At 72.0% G+C, this 18,492-nt stretch carries 15 protein-coding genes; 9 read left to right on the top strand and 6 right to left on the bottom strand.

Features of this window, described 5'->3' with window-relative positions:
- Nucleotides 1–2 precede the first annotated feature (2 nt).
- Nucleotides 3–1,523, bottom strand: coding sequence for a CehA/McbA family metallohydrolase (locus ACWCPM_RS20170; RefSeq protein ID WP_450977571.1), 1,521 nt, complete (start codon nt 1,521–1,523; stop codon nt 3–5).
- A 160-nt stretch (nt 1,524–1,683) separates the two neighbouring features.
- On the opposite strand from ACWCPM_RS20170, the gene ACWCPM_RS20175 reads away from it, so the two are divergent.
- From ACWCPM_RS20175 to ACWCPM_RS20185, 3 genes are all read left to right on the top strand, one after another.
- A complete protein-coding gene (locus ACWCPM_RS20175) occupies nt 1,684–2,532 on the top strand; it encodes an LLM class F420-dependent oxidoreductase (RefSeq protein ID WP_450977572.1) in 849 nt (282 codons plus the stop codon).
- Between the two features lie 38 nt (nt 2,533–2,570).
- Nucleotides 2,571–5,183 carry a bifunctional FO biosynthesis protein CofGH gene (locus tag ACWCPM_RS20180; protein ID WP_450977573.1) on the top strand — a complete coding sequence of 871 codons (2,613 nt, stop codon included), beginning with the start codon at nt 2,571–2,573 and terminating at the stop codon, nt 5,181–5,183.
- A 75-nt stretch (nt 5,184–5,258) separates the two neighbouring features.
- Entirely contained in the window at nt 5,259–5,837 is a 579-nt protein-coding gene (locus tag ACWCPM_RS20185) for a hypothetical protein (RefSeq protein ID WP_450977574.1), read from the top strand.
- On the opposite strand, the gene ACWCPM_RS20190 is transcribed toward ACWCPM_RS20185, so the two are convergent.
- Nucleotides 5,830–6,345: a DUF2165 domain-containing protein gene (locus ACWCPM_RS20190; protein WP_450977575.1), complete on the bottom strand. Its 516-nt coding sequence runs from the start codon at nt 6,343–6,345 to the stop codon at nt 5,830–5,832. The genes ACWCPM_RS20185 and ACWCPM_RS20190 overlap by 8 nt on opposite strands.
- Nucleotides 6,346–6,602: 257 nt before the next feature.
- Between ACWCPM_RS20190 and ACWCPM_RS20195 the strand changes: the two genes are divergently transcribed.
- The 4 genes from ACWCPM_RS20195 (at nt 6,603) to ACWCPM_RS20210 (ending at nt 9,158) form a co-directional block, all read left to right on the top strand.
- Nucleotides 6,603–7,718, top strand: coding sequence for an ADP-ribosylglycohydrolase family protein (locus ACWCPM_RS20195; protein WP_450977576.1), 1,116 nt, complete (start codon nt 6,603–6,605; stop codon nt 7,716–7,718).
- A gap of 99 nt (nt 7,719–7,817) precedes the next feature.
- Nucleotides 7,818–8,240 carry a TM2 domain-containing protein gene (locus tag ACWCPM_RS20200; protein WP_450977577.1) on the top strand — a complete coding sequence of 141 codons (423 nt, stop codon included), beginning with the start codon at nt 7,818–7,820 and terminating at the stop codon, nt 8,238–8,240.
- Complete coding sequence (locus ACWCPM_RS20205; protein WP_450977578.1) at nt 8,233–8,658, top strand: DUF2752 domain-containing protein; 426 nt, start codon at nt 8,233–8,235, stop codon at nt 8,656–8,658. The genes ACWCPM_RS20200 and ACWCPM_RS20205 overlap by 8 nt, the downstream gene beginning before the upstream one ends.
- 236 nt (nt 8,659–8,894) lie before the next feature.
- Nucleotides 8,895–9,158 carry a TM2 domain-containing protein gene (locus tag ACWCPM_RS20210; RefSeq protein ID WP_450977579.1) on the top strand — a complete coding sequence of 88 codons (264 nt, stop codon included), beginning with the start codon at nt 8,895–8,897 and terminating at the stop codon, nt 9,156–9,158.
- A 105-nt stretch (nt 9,159–9,263) separates the two neighbouring features.
- On the opposite strand, the gene ACWCPM_RS20215 is transcribed toward ACWCPM_RS20210, so the two are convergent.
- Together ACWCPM_RS20215 and ACWCPM_RS20220 are read right to left on the bottom strand one after the other, a co-directional pair.
- A complete protein-coding gene (locus tag ACWCPM_RS20215) occupies nt 9,264–10,829 on the bottom strand; it encodes a sodium:solute symporter family protein (RefSeq protein WP_450977580.1) in 1,566 nt (521 codons plus the stop codon).
- Nucleotides 10,830–10,977: 148 nt separating this feature from the next.
- Nucleotides 10,978–11,766: an SDR family oxidoreductase gene (locus tag ACWCPM_RS20220; RefSeq protein WP_450977581.1), complete on the bottom strand. Its 789-nt coding sequence runs from the start codon at nt 11,764–11,766 to the stop codon at nt 10,978–10,980.
- Nucleotides 11,767–11,842: 76 nt separating this feature from the next.
- On the opposite strand from ACWCPM_RS20220, the gene ACWCPM_RS20225 reads away from it, so the two are divergent.
- Nucleotides 11,843–12,673: a hypothetical protein gene (locus ACWCPM_RS20225; protein WP_450977582.1), complete on the top strand. Its 831-nt coding sequence runs from the start codon at nt 11,843–11,845 to the stop codon at nt 12,671–12,673.
- Here the strand turns inward: ACWCPM_RS20225 and ACWCPM_RS20230 are convergent, their stop codons facing one another.
- Both ACWCPM_RS20230 and ACWCPM_RS20235 read right to left on the bottom strand, forming a co-directional pair.
- On the bottom strand, nt 12,674–14,527 hold the full coding sequence (locus tag ACWCPM_RS20230) for an MFS transporter (protein ID WP_450977583.1): 1,854 nt from the start codon (nt 14,525–14,527) through the stop codon (nt 12,674–12,676).
- Nucleotides 14,528–14,743: 216 nt separating this feature from the next.
- Nucleotides 14,744–17,203, bottom strand: a complete 2,460-nt coding sequence (locus ACWCPM_RS20235) for a D-alanyl-D-alanine carboxypeptidase (RefSeq protein WP_450977584.1) — start codon at nt 17,201–17,203, stop codon at nt 14,744–14,746.
- A gap of 234 nt (nt 17,204–17,437) precedes the next feature.
- Here ACWCPM_RS20235 and ACWCPM_RS20240 point away from each other — a divergent pair, with 234 nt between their 5' ends.
- A complete protein-coding gene (locus tag ACWCPM_RS20240) occupies nt 17,438–18,190 on the top strand; it encodes a GOLPH3/VPS74 family protein (protein WP_450977585.1) in 753 nt (250 codons plus the stop codon).
- Nucleotides 18,191–18,492: the final 302 nt, after the last annotated feature.

Below are 18,492 nucleotides of genomic sequence, written 5' to 3' on the forward strand. Positions count from 1 at the left end.
CCTCACCCGCGCCGGTCCTCGCCCAGGAAGACCGGGTTGGTGAACGCCGCCATCGCGCCGGGCAGGGGCGGGAGAACCGCCTCGTGTCGCAGTTCGGCGCGGACGTACGCCGCGTGGGCGGGCGTCGTGCGCCACTCCACGACGCCCGCACCGGACGCCGGCAGCGGGGCGCTGGTGTGCAGCGCGCCCTGGTCGGTGACGAGGCGGACCACGCACCGCGGGGCACCGCTCACCTCCAGTCGGACGGTCACCGGCGTGTCCCGGTCGACCTCCAGCCGCTCCCCGATCCCGGCGTGCCGGGCACGACCGCCGGACACCGTGAAGGACAGCGACACATGCCGTGACTCGGCGACGTAGGAGCGTCCGGAGCGGATGCCCTCCTGGACGGCCTCGCGGGTCAGGTCGTCGGCGAGGACGACGGTCTGCGGGTGGCCGACGACGTCCGGGTCCCGGTGGGCGTCGCTGCTGCCCATCGCCGGGATCCAGTCCCGCCCCGCCTCCCGGCCCCGCGCGGAGGCGACGAGCATGCTGTCCCAGTCGGCCAGCGCCATCTCGTCGTCCGGAGTCCAGGGGCCGTTCCACACCTCGATCACGTCCGCCTCGCCGAAGCCGAACTTCCAGTTGCAGCCGATGCAGTTGGAGTGCGGGTGGGCCGGGACGACCAGGCCGCCGGCCTTGCGGACCTGGCGGGCGAACCGGCCGTAGCGGTTCTCGCGGGCCCGGTAGCGCCAGTCGACGAAGGTGCCGGGGCCGGTGCCGAGCGCCACGACATGGCCGTTGCGGGTGGTGATCTCCTCGCCCAGCATCACCAGCAGGTCGTCGCCCGCGACGTCGGCCCAGTGCGCGTGCGCGGAGTGGGTGTTGTGCTCCGAACTGTTGACGAAGTCCAGCCCCGCCGCCCGCGCCAGCGCCCCGATCTCGGCGGGGGTGCGGCGGCCGTCGGAGTGCCAGGAGTGCAGATGGCAGTCGCCCCGGTACCAGTCCCGGCCCCGTCCCTCGGCCCGCTCCGGCGGGTACACGACCGCCGGTGCCTCGCCGGGCTCGCCGTGGGTCAGCGTGATCGTGATCTCGTACGTCAGCCCCTGCGGTGCCACCGTGTAGGGGCCGAGCGCGATGTGCCAGGTGCCGCGCCGCACCGGGCCCGGGAGATAGCCGGGGGTCGCCTCGTCGGCGCGGAGGAAGAACTCCGTGCGCGCCCCGCCCGACCAGCCGCGGAAACCCCGGCCGCCCAGGTCGGTGCCGCGCTCGTCGAAGATGCCGATGTCGAGGGCGTTGCCCGGCGTTCCGGCGGGGACCGAGGGACGGTCGTAGGTGTAGGCGACCTTGAGCTCCCGTACCCCGGCGGGGATGTCCACCGGCAGGTACACGAAGTCGGGTGAGCCGGGCGGGAGGGTGCCCCGCACGGTCCTCGTCTGCTGCCGGTCGGCGCCCGACGCGAAGCTCACACCCGAGAGGGTAAGCGCGGCGGCGGTCCCGGTCACGAACAGCGTGCGTCTTCCGATCACTGAGTCGTCGTCAACCATGCGGACCAGGATGGGCGTCCGGCGTGAACTGCGGAACACCTCGGGGCGACAGCTTGGGCAGACCGTGATCCCGAGAGGACGGGCTCGATCCTGGCGGACGGAAGCTGATCCCGACCAGTCGGTATGGACAGATGAACGTCACCCCGGTAGAGATGGGGGCATGCGCATCGCCGTCACGATCTTCCTCACGGACGAGACCATCGCCCCGACCCGGCTCGCCCGGGAGCTGGAGCAGCGGGGCTTCGCCGGGCTGTATCTGCCCGAGCACACCCACATCCCGGTCGAGCGGACCACCCCGTACCCGGCGGGCGGCGACCTGCCGCCCGAGTACGGCCGCACCCTCGACCCCTTCGTCGCCCTCGGCCAGGCCGCCGCCGTCACCGAGCGCCTCGGCCTCGGCACCGGCATCACGCTGGTCGCCCAGCACGACCCGATCGACCTGGCCAAGCAGGTCGCGACCCTCGACCACCTCTCCGGCGGCCGCTTCACCCTCGGCCTCGGCTTCGGCTGGAACGTCGAGGAGGCGGCCGACCACGGCGTCGAGTGGCGCACGCGACGCGAACTGGTCCGGGACCGGATGGCGTTGATGCGCGCCCTGTGGTCGGAGGAACCGACCGCCTACGAGGGCGAGTTCGGTGGCGTACGCGCCAGCCACGCCTTCCCCAAGCCGGTGCAGAAGCAGCGCGGCCCGGTCGTCGGCCCTCGCACCCTCGTCGGCGGCGCCGCGGGCCCGAAGCTGTTCACGCACATCTGCGAGTACGCCGACGGCTGGCTGCCCATCGGCGGGCGCGGCCTGTCCGAGTCCCTGCCCCGGCTGCGCGACGCCTGGTCCGATGCCGGCCGCGACCCGTCCGCCCTCCAGGTCGTCCCGTACGCCGTGTTCCCCACGCCGGGCAAGCTCGCGCACTACGCGGACCTGGGCATCGAGGAGGTCGTCGTGCAACTGCCCCCGGCCGGCGAGGCGGAGGTGCTGCGGGCGCTGGACGGGTGCGGCGGCTTCCTGGCGTGACCGCGGGGCGCTGATCGGCTCGACCTTATGCTCGAACAATGACGACTTCCGCGACCTCCGGAACCGGCTCCACCGACCGCCCCAGCGGCACCGGCCCCACCGAGAACTCCCTGCGTCGCGCCCTCAAACGCGCTCGTGACGGCGTCGCCCTCGACGTCGCCGAGGCGGCCGTACTGCTCCAGGCCCGCGGCGAGGCCCTCACGGACCTCGCCGCGTCCGCCGCCCGGGTGCGGGACGCGGGACTGGAGGCGGCCGGCCGCCCCGGCGTCATCACGTACTCGAAGAGCGTCTTCATCCCGCTGACCCGGCTGTGCCGGGACAAGTGCCACTACTGCACGTTCGTCACCGTGCCGGGCAAGCTGCGCCGCGCCGGGCACGGGATGTTCATGTCCCCGGACGAGGTCCTCGACGTCGCCCGCAAGGGCGCGGCCCTCGGTTGCAAGGAAGCCCTCATCACCCTCGGCGACAAGCCCGAGGACCGCTGGCCCGAGGCGCGCGAGTGGCTCGACGCGCACGGCTACGACGACACCATCGCCTATGTCCGCGCGATCTCCATCCGCATCCTGGAGGAGACGGGCCTGCTGCCCCACCTCAACCCGGGCGTCATGAGCTGGACGGACTTCCAGCGCCTGAAGCCCGTGGCGCCGAGCATGGGCATGATGCTGGAGACGACGGCCGAACGCCTGTGGTCGGAGCCCGGCGGACCGCACCACGGCTCCCCGGACAAGGAACCCGCCGTGCGGCTGCGGGTGTTGGAGGACGCGGGCCGCTCCTCGGTCCCCTTCACCTCCGGCGTCCTCATCGGCATCGGCGAGACCTACGAGGAGCGCGCCGAGTCCCTCTTCGCGCTGCGCCGCGTCTCCCGCGCCTACCACGGCGTCCAGGAACTGATCATCCAGAACTTCCGCGCCAAGCCGGACACGGCGATGCGCGGCATGCCGGACGCGGAACTCGACGAACTGGTCGCGACGGTGGCGGTGGCCCGGCACATCATGGGCCCCTCGGCCTGCCTCCAGGCCCCGCCCAACCTGGTGGACGCGGAGTACGGGCGGCTGATCGGCGCGGGCATCGACGACTGGGGCGGTGTCTCCCCGCTGACCATCGACCACGTCAACCCCGAGCGCCCCTGGCCGCGGATCGAGGAACTGGCGGCGAGGTCGGCGGAGGCCGGCTTCGAGATGCGTGAACGCCTCTGCGTCTACCCGGAGTTCGTACGCCGTGGGGAGCCCTGGCTGGACCCGCGCCTGCGCCCGCACGTGGCGGCACTCGCCGACCCGGAGACGGGCCTGGCGCGGGAGGGGGCGCTGCCCGAGGGGCTGCCCTGGCAGGAGCCGGACGAGGCGTTCGTCGCGTCCGGCCGCACGGACCTGCACACCGCGATCGACACCGAGGGCCGCACCTCGGACCGCCGCGACGACTTCGACGAGGTGTACGGCGACTGGGGAGCCCTGCGCGAGGCGGCCGCCCCCGGCATGGTCCCGGAGCGCGTCGACGCCGACGTGCGAGCGGCGCTGCGGACGGCCGCGGACGACCCGACGCGCCTGACGGACGAGGAGGCGCTGGCGCTGCTGCACGCGGACGGCCCGGCGCTGGACGCCCTCACCCGTGTCGCGGACGACGTGCGCAAGTCGGTGAACGGGGACGACGTGACGTACATCGTCACCCGCAACATCAACTTCACCAACGTCTGTTACACGGGGTGCCGCTTCTGCGCCTTCGCGCAGCGCCGCACGGACGCCGACGCGTACACGCTGTCCCTGGACCAGGTGGCGGACCGCGCCCAGCAGGCGTGGGACGTGGGCGCGGTGGAGGTCTGCATGCAGGGCGGCATCCACCCCGACCTGCCCGGCACGGCGTACTTCGACATCGCGAGGGCGGTCAAGGAGCGCGTCCCCGGCATGCACGTGCACGCCTTCTCGCCGATGGAGGTGGTGAACGGCGCGACTCGCACGGGCATGTCGATCCGGGAGTGGCTGACCGCCGCCAAGGAGGCCGGCCTGGACTCCATCCCCGGCACGGCGGCGGAGATCCTGGACGACGAGGTCCGCTGGGTCCTGACCAAGGGCAAGCTGCCCGCGGCCACCTGGATCGAGGTCGTCACCACGGCCCACGAACTGGGCATCCGCTCCTCGTCCACGATGATGTACGGCCATGTGGACCAGCCCCGCCACTGGCTGGGCCACCTGCGCACCCTGGCCGGCATCCAGCAGCGGACGGGCGGCTTCACGGAGTTCGTCACGCTCCCCTTCATCCACACGAACGCGCCCGTCTACCTGGCGGGCATCGCCCGCCCCGGCCCCTCGGTGCGGGACAACCGCGCGGTGACGGCCATGGCGAGGCTGCTCCTCCACCCGCACATCCCGAACATCCAGACAAGCTGGGTCAAACTGGGCGCGGAGGGTGCGGCGGAGATGCTCCGCTCCGGCGCCAACGACCTGGGCGGCACCCTCATGGAGGAGACGATCTCCCGCATGGCGGGCTCGTCCTACGGCTCCTACAAGTCGGTGCGCGACCTGGTCGCGGTGGCCGAGTCGGCGGGCCGTCCGGCCCGTCCGCGCACCACGCTGTACGGCGAGGTCCCGCAGGAGCGGCAGCGGACGGCGGCGGCGTCCGACGGCCACCTTCCGGAACTGCTGCCGGTGCTGGACTGAGGGAAGGGCGTTCAAGCACGGGCAGTACGATGATCCGACCCTCGGTGTGTCGGGGGTCGGAGACTGAGGAGATGCGTGCCCGTGCCTGCCCGACGGCTTCCCTCCTGGGCCTGGGTGTCCGGCCTCACCGCGGGGGCGATCGCGGCGGTCGTCGTGCTCGCCGTACAGGCCGGGCAGGGGCAGCGCCCCACGGCCGCGGCGACGACCCGCACCGACCCCTCCTCGACCCCGGCCGCCACCGCGAAGCCCAAGCCGAGCAAGCCGGCCCCGCCGGCCGTGCCCGACGCCTCGGGGACCGGACGGCGGATCGTCTACGCGCTCGGGGAGCGGCGGGTGTGGCTCGTCGACGCCAGTGACAGCCCCCGTCGTACGTTCACGGTCTGGCCCGGCACGGTCGACCCCGACGCCGGCACGTACACCGTCGGGACCCGGACCGAGGCCACCACCGGCTCGGACGGCGTCGAGATCGAGCACATCGTCTACTTCGCCGCCAAGTCGGGCGTCAACATCGCCTTCTCCGCCGCGGTGGACGGCTCCTCGCCCCCGCCGCCCGCGTCCGGCACGCAGACCGGCGGCATCCGCATGAAGTCGGCGGACAGCGAGGCGCTGTGGACGTTCGGCACGGCGGGGACGAAGGTCACGGTCGTCAAGTAGCCGGTCCGGCCTGGCCGGCGGGCAGGTGGTTCACCAGCAGGACGACACCGCTGACCAGGAAGATCCGGGTCGCCGCGTCCAGCCCGTTCCAGTCCTGCGACTGCCACATCGCGAACCACTCCCCGCCGATCGCGACGAACCCGGCGCCGAACAGCAGCATCACCATCAGCAGCCCGTACGTGGATATCCGCCGCGCCAGTGGGTGCGCGCCGCGGGCCCAGAACCAGGTGCCGGCGACGAGGACGAGCGCGGCGACGGTCTCCCACACGATGATCGCGACATAGGCCGCGTCCTGGAGCGCGGTGTCCGTGATCGCCCGCCACATCAGGTCGTCGTCCTTGAACGTGGTGTCCATGGCGAGGACATGCCGCACGAAGTCCTGGTTGGTCCCGAAGTCCGTGATGTTCCCGAAGGCGACAAGGGTCATGTAGAGGGCCACGGTTCCGGTGAGGACGGTGGCGGCGACGGGGAGCGCGCGTCCGGTGGTGCGCGTGGTGGTTGTGGACATGCCCTTTCTCTACCAACGCCGGGGCATGTCCAAGCCGGCGCATACAGCGGCCCTCGGAGTCGAGGACGGCCCGGTTCCTGTCCGTGCCGAGGCACGATTGCGTCTATCTGTGCAATGTGACGTGGTACGGCCCGTAGGCGTCCATTCGCGACTACTTTCGCCACACCCCCTATACCGATCCGCCCCCTGAACCGATCGTTCCCCGTCGCATACAGTGCGAGCTGTCGTACATACGGACGGTGCCCTGGGGAGGTCTGGTGGAGGCGACAGCGGGCGCCGTGTGGGGCCGTGCCGAGCAGCAGGACTTCCGCAGCCGCGTGCGCGGAACGCTGCTCGGTGTCGCCGTGGGGGACGCGCTGGGCGCACCCGTCGACGGCATGGATGTCGACGCCATCCGCGCGGCGCACGGCCCGGAGGGCGTCGTCGACCTCGCCCCGGCCTACGGCAGACGCGGCGCCGTCACCCACCTCACCCAGCTCACCCTGTTCTCCGTCGACGGGCTGATCCGCGCCCAGGTCCGCCGCGACACCGGCGCCTGGCACCCGCCGACCGACCTCCACCGGGCGTATCTGCGCTGGGCGGCCACCCAGCGCGACTGGGGCCCGGACGAGCGCCGCAGGGACGACGGGTGGCTCGCCCGCGAGGAGTGGCTGTACGCCCGCCGGGACCCCGCCCGCTTGCTGATGCTCGGTCTCGGCGACGAGATCATGGGCACGCCGGAGGCGCCCAAGAACCCCGGCGAGGCCGGTCCCGAGGCCGCCGCCCGCTCCGCGCCCTTCGGGCTGCTCGTCGGCTGGGAGCCGCAACTCGTCTGCCAGCTCGCGGTGGAGTGCGCCGCCCAGACCCACGGCCACCCCGTCGCGTACCTGGCGGCGGGGGCGTACGCCGTGATCGTGCACACCCTGGCGCGCGGCGAGAGCCTCGACGCGGCGGTGCAGCGGGCGCTGGCGCTGCTCGTTGCCCGGCCCGGTCACGAGCCGGTCTCCGCCGCCCTCCAGCAGGCGCTGGGCGCCGTACGGCAGGGCATCCCGACGCCGGACCGGGTCGCCGACCTGGCCGGTGACGGCACCGCAGACCGGCTTGTCTCCGCCGCCGTCTACTGCGCCCTGGTCGGTGAGGACGTACGCCACGGCCTGCGTCTCGCCGCCAACCACGACGGCCCCTCCGCCGCCACCGCCTCCCTCACCGGCGGCCTCCTCGGCGCCCTGCACGGCGAGACCGCGCTGCCCCCGGCCTGGCTCGCCGAGCTGGAGGGCCGCGCCACGATCCTCGAACTCGCCGACGACTTCGCCATGGAGATGACCCAGGGCCCGGCCCTGCACACCCCGGCCACCGCCTCCCCGGCCTGGCTGGCCCGTTACCCGCGTTCCTGACCCGGGCGCGCGGCTTTCCTCCCGGCGCCTCACTCCTGCAAGATGACCCTCGCTCATCCCACTTTCCTCTTGTGCGACCACCAACGGGAGAAACCTCACGTGTCCGAACAGCCGCAGCAGCCCTCTCAGCCGCCTCAGCCGCCTCAGCCCGGGTACGGCTACCCCGGTGCCGGGCCGTACGGAGGAGGACAGCCCGGGCCGTACGGCTATCCCCCGCAGTACCAGCAGCACCCCGGCTTTGCGGGCCCGGTCCCGCCGGGTACCTACACCGGCGACCCCAACGCGCCCTACGGGTACGACGTCTACGGACGCCCGTACTCCGACAAGTCGAAGATCGTCGCGGGTGTCCTCCAGTTCGTCCTGGGCTGTTTCGGTGTCGGGCGCTTCTACACCGGCCACGTGGGCCTGGCCCTGGGCCAGCTCTTCACCTGCGGCGGGCTCGGCATATGGGCGCTGATCGACGCGATCCTCCTGCTGACCGGCGACCACACCGATGCTCAAGGACGCGTACTGCGTGGCTGAGACGGCCCGTCCGCCCCGCCGCGGCCCGGTGCTTCGGCTCCTGTCGAGGCATCCGGCGGCGGCACCGCTCGCCGTGCTCGCCGCCGGGGCGGCCGGGGCCGTCCACCTCTACGGCACCGACCCGCACGTGCCGGGCCAGTTCCTGCCGCCCTGTCCGTTCCATTTCGTCACGGGGCTGCTCTGCCCCGCCTGCGGCGGCAGCCGCATGGTGTACGACCTGATGCACGGCCGGTTCGACGCCGCCTGGGTGGACAACCGGGCGTTGCTGCTCGTTTCGCCCTTCGCGCTCGCGCTGCTGGGTCGCTGGATCTGGGAGGGGTTGCGCGGTCGGCACTGGCGGCCGCGTGTCGGCGGGCGGGCACAGGTGCTGATCCTCACCGCTGCCGTGGCCTGGACGGTTGCCCGCAACCTCCGCTGACGCCCTGTCCGATGGCCTTAATCACGGAACAGGCACAATCACTTCATGCCACTCCCCCTGACCTCGGCCGTCTCCTTATGCTCCTGGTCATCGGGGGGACGGCCGGGCGTGACGGGGTCACGCGCGGATGTATTTCAAGACACTTCCGCAGTGTGCGGACCTGGTCGGTGACGGCCTCCTCCTGCTGCCGGAACTCCTCGTTCCGGCTTCTCGCGTACATATCAGGAGCAGTGCACATGACCGTCCCCAAAGCCGACGCCCCCTACGGCGTCGACCCGCTCGGCCGCCCGTACTCGGACAAGTCCAAGATCGTCGCGGGTATCCTCCAGATCTTCCTCGGCACCCTCGGCATCGGCCGCTTCTACGTCGGCTCCGTCGGCGTGGGCGTGGCGCAGCTGCTCACCTGCGGTGGCCTGGGCCTCTGGGCGCTGATCGACGGCATCCTGTTCCTCACCAGCAACGACCGCACCGACAAGCAGGGCCGCGTGCTGCGCGGCTGACGCCGGGCGCCTACGGCACAGGGCCCCGCCTCCGTATGGAGCGGGGCCCTGTGCCGTGAACGGGGTGACGGACTCCGGGCGACGACGCGAAGTGCCGGCCAGGTTCTAGTCCTTCACCCGGGCACCGAACTCGTCGTCGACGCCACCCTGCGCCGGTACGGCCGCCGCCGCGCTGTCGTCGTCCGTGTTGATCTTCTCGATGACCGCGAGCCGTTCCGCCGTGTCCTCCGGCTTCAGGAAGCCGATCAGGATGTACAGGACCAGTGACACCGCCAGCGGGATCGACACCTGGTACTGGAGCGGCACCCCGCCCTCGACGTTCCAGTTGATCGGGTAGTTGACCAGCCAGAAGGCCAGCAGACCCGCCGCCCAGCTGGTGAGCGCCGCCGTCGGACCGGAGCGGCGGAAGGGGCGCAGCAGGCCCAGCATCATCGGGATGGCGATCGGGCCCATCAGGCCGGCCACCCACTTGATGACCACGGTGATGATGTCCTGGAACGTCGGCGAGTTCACCTGGGTGGCCACCGCCATGGACAGCGCGAGGAACACGACGGTCGTCAGCCGGGCGCTGATCAGTCCGGACCGCTCCGACCAGGTGCGTGCCTTCGCCGACAGCACGGGAGCGACGTCCCGGGTGAAGACGGCGGCGATCGCGTTGGCGTCCGAGGAGCACATGGCCATCGTGTGGGAGAAGAAGCCGACGATGACGAGACCCAGCAGACCGTGCGGCAGCAGCTGTTCGGTCATCAGGGCGTAGGAGTCGGAGCCGTCCGGCTTCTGTGCCTCGACCAGCAGCGGCGACATCCACATGGGGAAGAACAGGACCAGCGGCCACACCAGCCACAGCGCCGCCGACAGCCGCGCCGACCGCTCGGCCTCCTTGGGGCTCGGGGTCGCCATGTAGCGCTGGGCCTGGTTGAGCATTCCGCCGTTGTACTCGAACAGCTTGATGAACAGGAACGCCAGCAGGAAGACCGTGCCGTACGGCCCGACCAGCGGCTCTTCGTGGCCGGCCAGCTCCGGCCGGTCCCAGACGCCGAAGAAGCCGCCGTAGTCGCCGAGTTTCACCACGACCGCGACGAACATCGCGACACCGGCGAGGAGCTGGATCACGAACTGCCCCAGTTCGGTGAGCGCGTCGGCCCACAGCCCGCCGATCGTGCAGTAGACGCCGGTGACGACACCGGTGATGAGGATGCCCTGGTTCAGGGAGACACCCGTGAACACCGACAACAGGGTCGCGATCGCGGCCCACTTGGCGCCCACGTCCACGATCTTCAGCAGGATGCCGGACCAGGCCAGCGCCTGCTGGGTCTTCAGGTCGTAGCGGTTCTTCAGATACTCCAGCGGGGAGGCCACATGGAGCCGGGAGCGCAGCCGGTTGATCCGGGGCGCGAACAGCTTCGACCCGATGGCGATGCCCAGCGCGATCGGGAAGGACCATGTCACGAAGGACGTGACGCCGTAGGTGTAGGCGATCCCCGCGTACCCGGTGAACATCACCGCGCTGTATCCCGACATGTGGTGCGAGATGCCCGACAGCCACCAGGGCATCTTGCCGCCGGCGGTGAAGAAGTCGCTGACGTTGTCGACGCGTTTGTGCGACCACACGCCGATCGCGATCATCACGCCGAAGTAGCCGATGAGCACGGCCCAGTCGAGACTGTTCATGGGTCAACCTTCCGGGGTCCGCCTGGTGAACGGCCCGCTCATCGTGGGTGCGTCGACGCGAGCACGACAAGCAAGAGGAAGGTCAAGAGCGAGTAAAAATGTTCTGTACGGTGACTTGAGTTCACCTATCTGAACATGCGTGGAAGGCTCACCGCATCAACTCCCCTGCGTTGACCAGCAACGACTGCCCCGTGACGGCCCGTGCCCGGTCCGACGCCAGGAACGCCACCGCGTCCGCCACGTCCCCGTCCGTGGCCAGCTCCGGCAGCGCCATCCGGTCCGCCAGACGCGCCAGCACCTCCTCCTCCGGCACCCCCTCGGTGTGCGCGGTGAACCGCACGTACGCCTGCACCGGCGGGCCCCACATCCAGCCCGGGAGCACGGTGTTGACCCGGATCCGATCCGGCCCCAGCTCCCGCGCCAGCGAGTACATCGCGCTGGTCAGCGCCCCCTTCGACGCCGCGTACGCCGCCTGCCGCACCTGGGAGGGGGCCGCCACCGCCGACTGCGTCCCGATGAACACCACCGACCCGCCGCCCCGCTCCCTCATCCCCGGCAGGCTCGCCCGCGTCATCCGCAGCGAGCCCAGCAGGTTCACGTCGAGCACCGACAGCCAGGTGGCGAAGTCCGCGTCCGCGAGACCCCCGAAGTAGCTGTCCCAGGCGGCGACATGGACCACCGCGTCGATCCCCCCGAACCGCTCCCGCGCCAGCCCCGCCAGCGCCTCGCACTGCCCCTCGTCGGTGATGTCGGTCGCGCGGTACGCGGTGCGCGCCCCGTCCGGATCGATCGCGGCGGCGCTCTTGGCGAGGTTCTCCTCGGTCCGCGCGCCCAGCACCGCGTTCCCGCCGTCCCGGACGACGGCGGCGGCGACCTGGTGCCCGAGTCCGGCTCCGACGCCCGAGACGACGACGGTCCTGCCCGCGAGCAGCGACATGGGGGCCTCCCTGGGTCTGGCAAGTCATCTGACGGAGCGTCAGAGTAGGGGGGAGCGCAGGAGGAGGGAAGGTTCCATGTCCGAAGAGACCCGCAGCGACCTCTACGCCGGCCTGGCCGCCGTCGGCCCCTACGGCGTCCGCCCCGGCCACGCCCTGATCACCATGGTCGAGCCGCACCCCGGCCACGAGTACGCCTACAACCGCTGGTACGAGGACGACCACTACTACGCCGGCGCGATGGCCATGCCCTGGATGTACGCCGGCCGCCGCTGGGTCGCCACCCGCGACCTGCAACTCCTGCGCCGCCCCGAGAAGTCGGCGATCGCCCAGCCCGTCACCGCCGGCTGCTACCTCTCCACGTACTGGATCACCGAGGGCCGCCACGCCGACCACATGCAGTGGACCGTCGCCATCAACAAGCGCCTCAACCGCGACGCCCGCGTCCACCACGCCCGCACCCACGTCTTCACCGCGTTCCAGGACCACGAGACGACCGTCTACCGCGACGGCGCCGCCGGGCCCCGGGACTTCCACGCCCTCGACCACCCCTACGCGGGACTCGTCCTCCAGGTCGTCGACGCCGAGTCGGCGGGGCGGCGCGCCGCACTTCTGGAGTGGCTGCGCGACCGCCATCTCCCCGGGCGGCTCAGGAACTCCCCGGCCGCCCTGGTGACCGTCTTCCGCCCGGTCCCGCTGCCCGGCGACCGCATGACCTACGTCAAGCAGGTCGAGGGCGTCGACACCCGGCTGACCCTGCTGTGGTTCCTGGAGGCGGACCCGAGGGATTGCTGGGAGGAGCACTTCGGCGACCTCGACGTACCCGAGGAGCTGGGCCGCACCGAGCTGGTCGCCCCGTTCGTCCCGACGGTGCCGGGCACGGACCGCTACGTCGACCGGCTCCGCTGATCACCTGAGCTCCTCCGGGCACGGCGTCCCCCGCGGCCACTCGTAGGGGGACGCCAGCCGGTACGTCCCGGCGCTCGGCGCCACCAGCACCGTCCAGCTGTCGCCCTCCGCGTCCTCCTCGGTCTCCATCAGACAGCCGTTCACGTTCCGGTACGTTCTCGGCGTGCCCTTGGGCCGGTCCTCGGACGCCTCGGTCTCCTGGGGCGCCTGGACGCCCTCGCCCTCGGCGTCGACCAGCTTCAGCCACGGCGAGTACGGCACCCGGATCAGCACCCGGCCCGGCTGCCGCACCCGGAGCGTCATCTCCCCCTGCTCGGCACGCTCGACGGTGGCCGGCGGATCGGCGAGCGGAGCCGGGGCGCTCACCCGGAACAGCTGCCAGTTCGCGTCCCCCCAGATCTGCGTCAGATACGGCAGCCCGCGCTGCACCAGCTCCCGCTCCCGCTCACCGCCGTCCCCGTCCGGCTCGTCCTTGGGCAGCACCACGTAGTGCACGGCCCAGCGCTTGAGCCAGTCGTGGTAGTTGGCTGAGTTGAGGGTGTCGTCGTAGAAGAGCGGGTTGCGCTCCATGTCCGCCTGCCGGTTCCAGCCCCGGGCGAGGTTCACGTACGGGGCGAGCGCGGAGGCCTCGCGGTGGGAACGGGCCGGCACCACCTCGACGCGACCCTTCCCGGCTTCGACCTCCTGGAGCTCGTTGACCAGCGGGGCCAGTTCACGCGCCCACGAAGCGCGCGGCGTCGTGTTGACGACGTCGTCCACCGACTTCGCGCCGATCCAGGCGACGAACCCGGTGAAGGCCACCACGATCGCGTACCACTTGCGTGAACGCGGCGCCGCGAACGGCAGCGCGGCCAGCAGCGCCACCCCCGCGAACAGCATCGACAGCCGGGTGATGTTCGACCCGATCTGCGAGCTGACCAGCCACACCAGCAGCACCGACAGGCCGTACACGACCGAGGTGATGCGTACCGTCCGCCAGTCGCGCGGGACCAGCAGGGCGACGAGCGCCGAGTAGACCACGGGCATCAGGGCCGACCCGAACGACATCGGCTGCGTACCGGAGAACGGGAACGCCCACGCCGACACCGCCACCACGGCGGCCGGCGCCAGCCCGAGCGCCCACGCGCCCGGCCGGCGCTTCTGAAGGAACAGCGCGACCGCGACCAGCCCCACGAACAGCCCCGCCACCGGCGAGGACATCGTGGCGAGCGCGGCGAGGGGCGCCGCGCACAGGGCCTTCGCCCACCGCTTGTAGCGCCAGCTGTACGGCCAGCAGAACACCACCGCCACCGCGCCCAGCGCGAACAGCGTGCCGAGCCCGAACGTCACCCGCCCCGACGCCGCGTTGCACAGCAGCCCGAACACCCCGGCGAGCCCAGTCCACAGCGGCTGCCGCACCACCCGGCTGCGCATCAGGATCAGCGTCAGCAGCCCCGCGGAGAGCGTCCCCGCGATCATCATCGTCGTCCGCACCCCGAGCACGGACATCAGATACGGCGAGACCATGCTGTACGAGACGGGGTGCATCCCGCCGTACCAGGCGAGGTTGTACGCCGAGTCCGGGTGCCTGCCGACGAACTCGGCCCAGGCGTCCTGCGCCGCGAGGTCACCGCCGCTGTTCGCGAAGGTGAAGAACCAGGTGATGTGGAGCACCGCCGCCACGACGGTGGTGACGACGACGGGGTGCCGGGCCGACCGCTTCAGCCGCTCACGGACGGGCAGGTCGTGCGGCGCGTCCGGCTCGTGCCGCTGCCGTGGCGTTCCGCCGGACGGCCGGGCGGGCACGCGTATTCGCGGACCGGTTCCCGGTCCCGTACCGGTGTCGTCGGTGCGTGTCGGCTCCGCAGTGGCCACCTGTGGCGCTCCCCGTGTCCCGTCTTCCGCTCTCCCCCGCACACCCCGTTTCCCGGCCGTTCCCGGCCCTGTGGCGAGGTGTTCCCGCCCCCGTCGCGTACGCGGGTGTCCTGTCCCGTTTCGCGACGCTAGCACGCACCCCGCCGGCGGGCGCCCGGTGAGGGCTCCGTCGACGGGGTGCGAGGGCGGTCGTGAAGGGCTGCCGGGCCGCGCGGGTCAGGCGACGCGGGTCAGCCTTTCCAGGAAGGCCGGTTCGGCGAGGTCCGACTGGAGGGCCACCGGCACCTCGACCGCGCCGCCGCTGCCGTCGCCCACGGTGAGCGTGCCCACCTTGGTCCCGGTCTTCGCGCTGTGCGGCACGTCGTCCGCGGTGAACGACAGTTCCACCTCGTGGCCGGCCCAGCCGACCGCGGTGACGTCCTGGGTGGCGACCACCGGCGTCCGGCCGCCGAGCCCGTCGTCGACGTACCCGACGACATCGCCCTTCTTCAGGATCTTCGCCGAGGTCAGGGCCTCGCGCGCGGCCTGCACCGCCGTCTTGCTGACCTCGTTGACGGTCTCGATGATGGGCGCCTTGTGCTGCCCGAGGATGGCGCCGACCACGGTCACCGTCTCACCGCCGACCTCCTTGCGGGCGGCGAAGAGGAGGTTGCCGCCAGCGGCGCTGGTGGTGCCGGTCTTGATGCCGATCCCACCGTCGAACGGGACCAGTTTGTTGTAGTTGTACCACTTCTGCCCGGACGGATCGACCCACTCTCCCATCGAGGTGATCTCCACCAGGCCCGGGTCCTGGACCAGCTCGTTGCCGAGCTTCACCTGGTCCTCGGCGGTGGAGACGGTGGTCTCCTTCAGACCCGAGGCGTCGGTGTACGTGGTGTTCTCCATCCCCAGTTCCCTGGCGGCGTCGTTCATCTTCTCGATGAAGGCGGCCTCGGTGCCGGAGTCCCAACGCGCCAGCAGGCGGGCGATGTTGTTGGCGGAGGGAATCATGATGGCGGACAGTGCCTGGCGAAGGGTGAGCTCGTCGCCCTGCTTGACGGTGTTGAGCGTGGACTCGCCGTCCAGGTTGTAGCCGCCCTCCTTCTCGGCGAGCGCGTCGACCGGGATCTTGGGGCCCTCCTCGCCGGGCTTCAAGGGGTGCTTCTTCAGTACGACGTACGCCGTCATGGCCTTGGCGACCGAGCCGATGGCGACCGGCTCCTGCTTGCCGAAGTCGCTCATCGTGCCGATGCCGTTGACGTCCATCCAGCCCTGCCCCTCACCGGGCCACGGCAGGCTGACGCCCTTGCCCTCGAAGCTGAACGACTCCTCGGCCGTGAGCTCCAGCGTGGGCGTCGGCAGCGGCCGCAGCGCCTGCGCGATCGCAAACGCGACCACCAGCAGCAGGGCCAGCGGCGTCCAGATCTTGACCCGCCGCACCGCCGTGCGCAGCGGAGTCTGCGGGGGCGGCGGGGTGTTGGTGAGCTCGGCCAGCAGATCCAGCGGCGGCTTGGGCGGCAACGGCTGCTGCGTCGTCCGCTCCGGTCCGACCTGCGGCACGGCGGCGGTCCGCTCGGCGGGGGCCTTCGCCTCGCCCGGGGCGACCCGGGGCGGCGCGGTCGTCGTCTCGGCGGGGGGCGGGGGCTTGCGCGTCGACGGGTCGTCCAGCGGCTTGAGCGCCACGAACCTGCTGGTCCGCTCGGACACCGACTCGGGCTCCGGGGCGGGCTCGCGGGCGGGCTCGCGGGCGGGCTCGGCGGCGGGCTTGGCAGCGGGCTCCGGGGCGGGCTCGGTAGCGGGCTCCGGCGCGGGCTTCCTGGTGTCGCTCAGCTTCAGCATGGTCGTCGGCTGGTCGACGGCGGGCTGCGGCTTCAGGGCCCGGAAGACGGCCGTGGGTTGGTCGACGGGGGGCGCGTCGGCCTTGGGGGCGTCGTCGGCGGCATCGGGGTTCTTCTCGGCGTCGTTCTCGGAGCCGCCCTCGGCGTCGTTCTCGGAGCCGCCCTCGGCGTCGTCCGGGGCGGGCTCGGTGTCGTCCGGGGCGAGCTCGGGGGCGTCCGCGGTGTCGGCTTCCGCGGGGGGCGCGGTGTCGTCCTGCGCGTCCTCCCGGGCGTCGTCGGCGGCGTCTTCCGCGTCCTGAGAGCTGTCCTGGGAAGTGTCCTGGGAAGTGTCCTGGGCTTCCTGACGGGCCTCTTGGGAGCCGTCGTTCTCGTCCTCGGCGTCGGCGCGCGAGTCCTCCGGCGTGGCGTCGTCGCCCTCGGCCTTTCCGGCAGGGGCGTCGGCGTCGGCGTCGTCGGCCCCCTCGTCCCGGGCCTCGGGCTCCGCGGTGGAGCCGGACGTCACCCAGGCCGCCACAGCAGCCTTCAGTCGCGCGTCGCCCGAATCCCCCGGCCCCGCCCCGCCGTCGGCCTCCTGGCGGCCCGCGGGCTCCTCTGAGGCCGTCTCCTCGGCAGCCCCCTCCGTCGCGTCCTCGGACCGCTCTCCGGCGTCCTCGGACCGCTCCTTGACCGAGAGCACCCGCGTCGCCGTGTCCGCGCTCCCGCCCTCGGGCTCCCGTGCCACGGCGAGCCGCGGGTCACGGGCGGCGGCGCCGCTCCGGGCCTCGGGAACCGGACTCGCGCTCCCCGGCGTCGGTTCTGCCGACGACTCGCGCTGCTTCGAACTGTCGGGGGACTCGCCCGCCACCGATGCCTCCTCCATGCGCCGCACGCCTCCGTGCGTGTACCGAACCGTGAACCCCTGGCCGGACGTTTGCCCCCGAAGCACTGCCCGAAGCACTGTCCGAACCATGTACCAGTGTCCTGTGTGAGGACCTGGCCAACGCTGAAGACGAGAACGACATACCTACTGGTTCCCTCGCAAACAGGTCACGCGCCCTCGACAGACCAATGTGAGAGGGGTCACCCTGTCATTCATCCACGCGGGGAGGCATGGATGGGCAGGAGCCGCAGAACACTTCCGGAGGAGCTTCTGCTGCTGGCACTGGACCCGGCCACGGGTACCACTGCGCAGCCGCAGTCGCTCGACCTGGGTCTGGCCGGAGCACAGCTAGTGGAGCTGGCGCTGGCCGGACGGATAGCCCCGGACGGGGATCGTATCGCCGTGGTGGTGCCACGGCCGACAGGAGATCCGACACTGGATTGCGCGTTGGAGTTGCTGCGCAGACGCGGCGCCCCCGTACGGGCGGTCCACTGGATCGGCGGGCCAAGATTGGGGCTTCGCCAGACGTACCTGTCACATCTGGAGCGGTGCGGCATGGTGCACGCCGTGGCCGGTCAGATGTGCGGGGTGTTGCCGACGACTCGTTACCAGGCGACGGACAACGCCATCAGCCGGGAGATCAGGGCCCGGTTGGACTCGGCGATCCGCACCGGCGTACCGCCGGACCCGCGGACCGCGGCGCTCGCCGCACTGGCCCACGCGGTCGGCCTCGGCAAGCACCTGTATCCGGGCAACGAGGGACGCTCGTCCCGCTCCCGGCTGCGGGACCTGATCAGGCACGACCCGATGGGCGGCCTCGTGGCGCACGCCGTGATGGACGTCCAGAACGGTGTGGCCGCACAGCCGCGCCGCAGCCCGGCCCCGGCAGGCCGTCAGGCCGCCCCCGGAGCCAGGCCCGCGGAACCGGCCCGGGGCGTCCCGGCGCAGCCGCACCGCGGCGCGATGGCCCGCGCCGTGGCCCACTGAGCCGCAGTCCCACGGCAGCGGGCCCGCACGCCGCACCACCGAGCACCACCACGCACCACCGAGCACGCCACGCACCACCGAGCACCGCCAGGCACCGGGCGACGCACCACGCACCACCCGGTAACGCACCAGGATCACCACGCACCGTCAGTACCGCAGCCGAGTCCCCAGGACCCGTTCTGGGAGCCGCAGCGGTCCGCGCGGGGCGGCGGGAGCCGTCGTCGTGACGACGCACGGCCCCGGCCGCCCCGCGCGTCCGCGTGCGCGCGGTGGGACACGTCCGCGTGCCCGCGTCGCGAAGG

It is taken from the genome of Streptomyces sp. NPDC002309, assembly GCF_053593375.1.

What these genes read in the sequence shown, in the direction of transcription:
- ACWCPM_RS20170 (WP_450977571.1), bottom strand. Translation starts at nt 1,523, where the DNA reads ATGGTTGACGACGACTCAGTGATCGGAAGACGCACGCTGTTCGTGACC.
- ACWCPM_RS20175 (WP_450977572.1), top strand. Translation starts at nt 1,684, where the DNA reads ATGCGCATCGCCGTCACGATCTTCCTCACGGACGAGACCATCGCCCCG.
- ACWCPM_RS20180 (WP_450977573.1), top strand. Translation starts at nt 2,571, where the DNA reads ATGACGACTTCCGCGACCTCCGGAACCGGCTCCACCGACCGCCCCAGC.
- ACWCPM_RS20190 (WP_450977575.1), bottom strand. Translation starts at nt 6,345, where the DNA reads ATGTCCACAACCACCACGCGCACCACCGGACGCGCGCTCCCCGTCGCC.
- ACWCPM_RS20210 (WP_450977579.1), top strand. Translation starts at nt 8,895, where the DNA reads ATGACCGTCCCCAAAGCCGACGCCCCCTACGGCGTCGACCCGCTCGGC.
- ACWCPM_RS20215 (WP_450977580.1), bottom strand. Translation starts at nt 10,829, where the DNA reads ATGAACAGTCTCGACTGGGCCGTGCTCATCGGCTACTTCGGCGTGATG.
- ACWCPM_RS20220 (WP_450977581.1), bottom strand. Translation starts at nt 11,766, where the DNA reads ATGTCGCTGCTCGCGGGCAGGACCGTCGTCGTCTCGGGCGTCGGAGCC.
- ACWCPM_RS20225 (WP_450977582.1), top strand. Translation starts at nt 11,843, where the DNA reads ATGTCCGAAGAGACCCGCAGCGACCTCTACGCCGGCCTGGCCGCCGTC.
- ACWCPM_RS20235 (WP_450977584.1), bottom strand. Translation starts at nt 17,203, where the DNA reads ATGGAGGAGGCATCGGTGGCGGGCGAGTCCCCCGACAGTTCGAAGCAG.
- ACWCPM_RS20240 (WP_450977585.1), top strand. Translation starts at nt 17,438, where the DNA reads ATGGGCAGGAGCCGCAGAACACTTCCGGAGGAGCTTCTGCTGCTGGCA.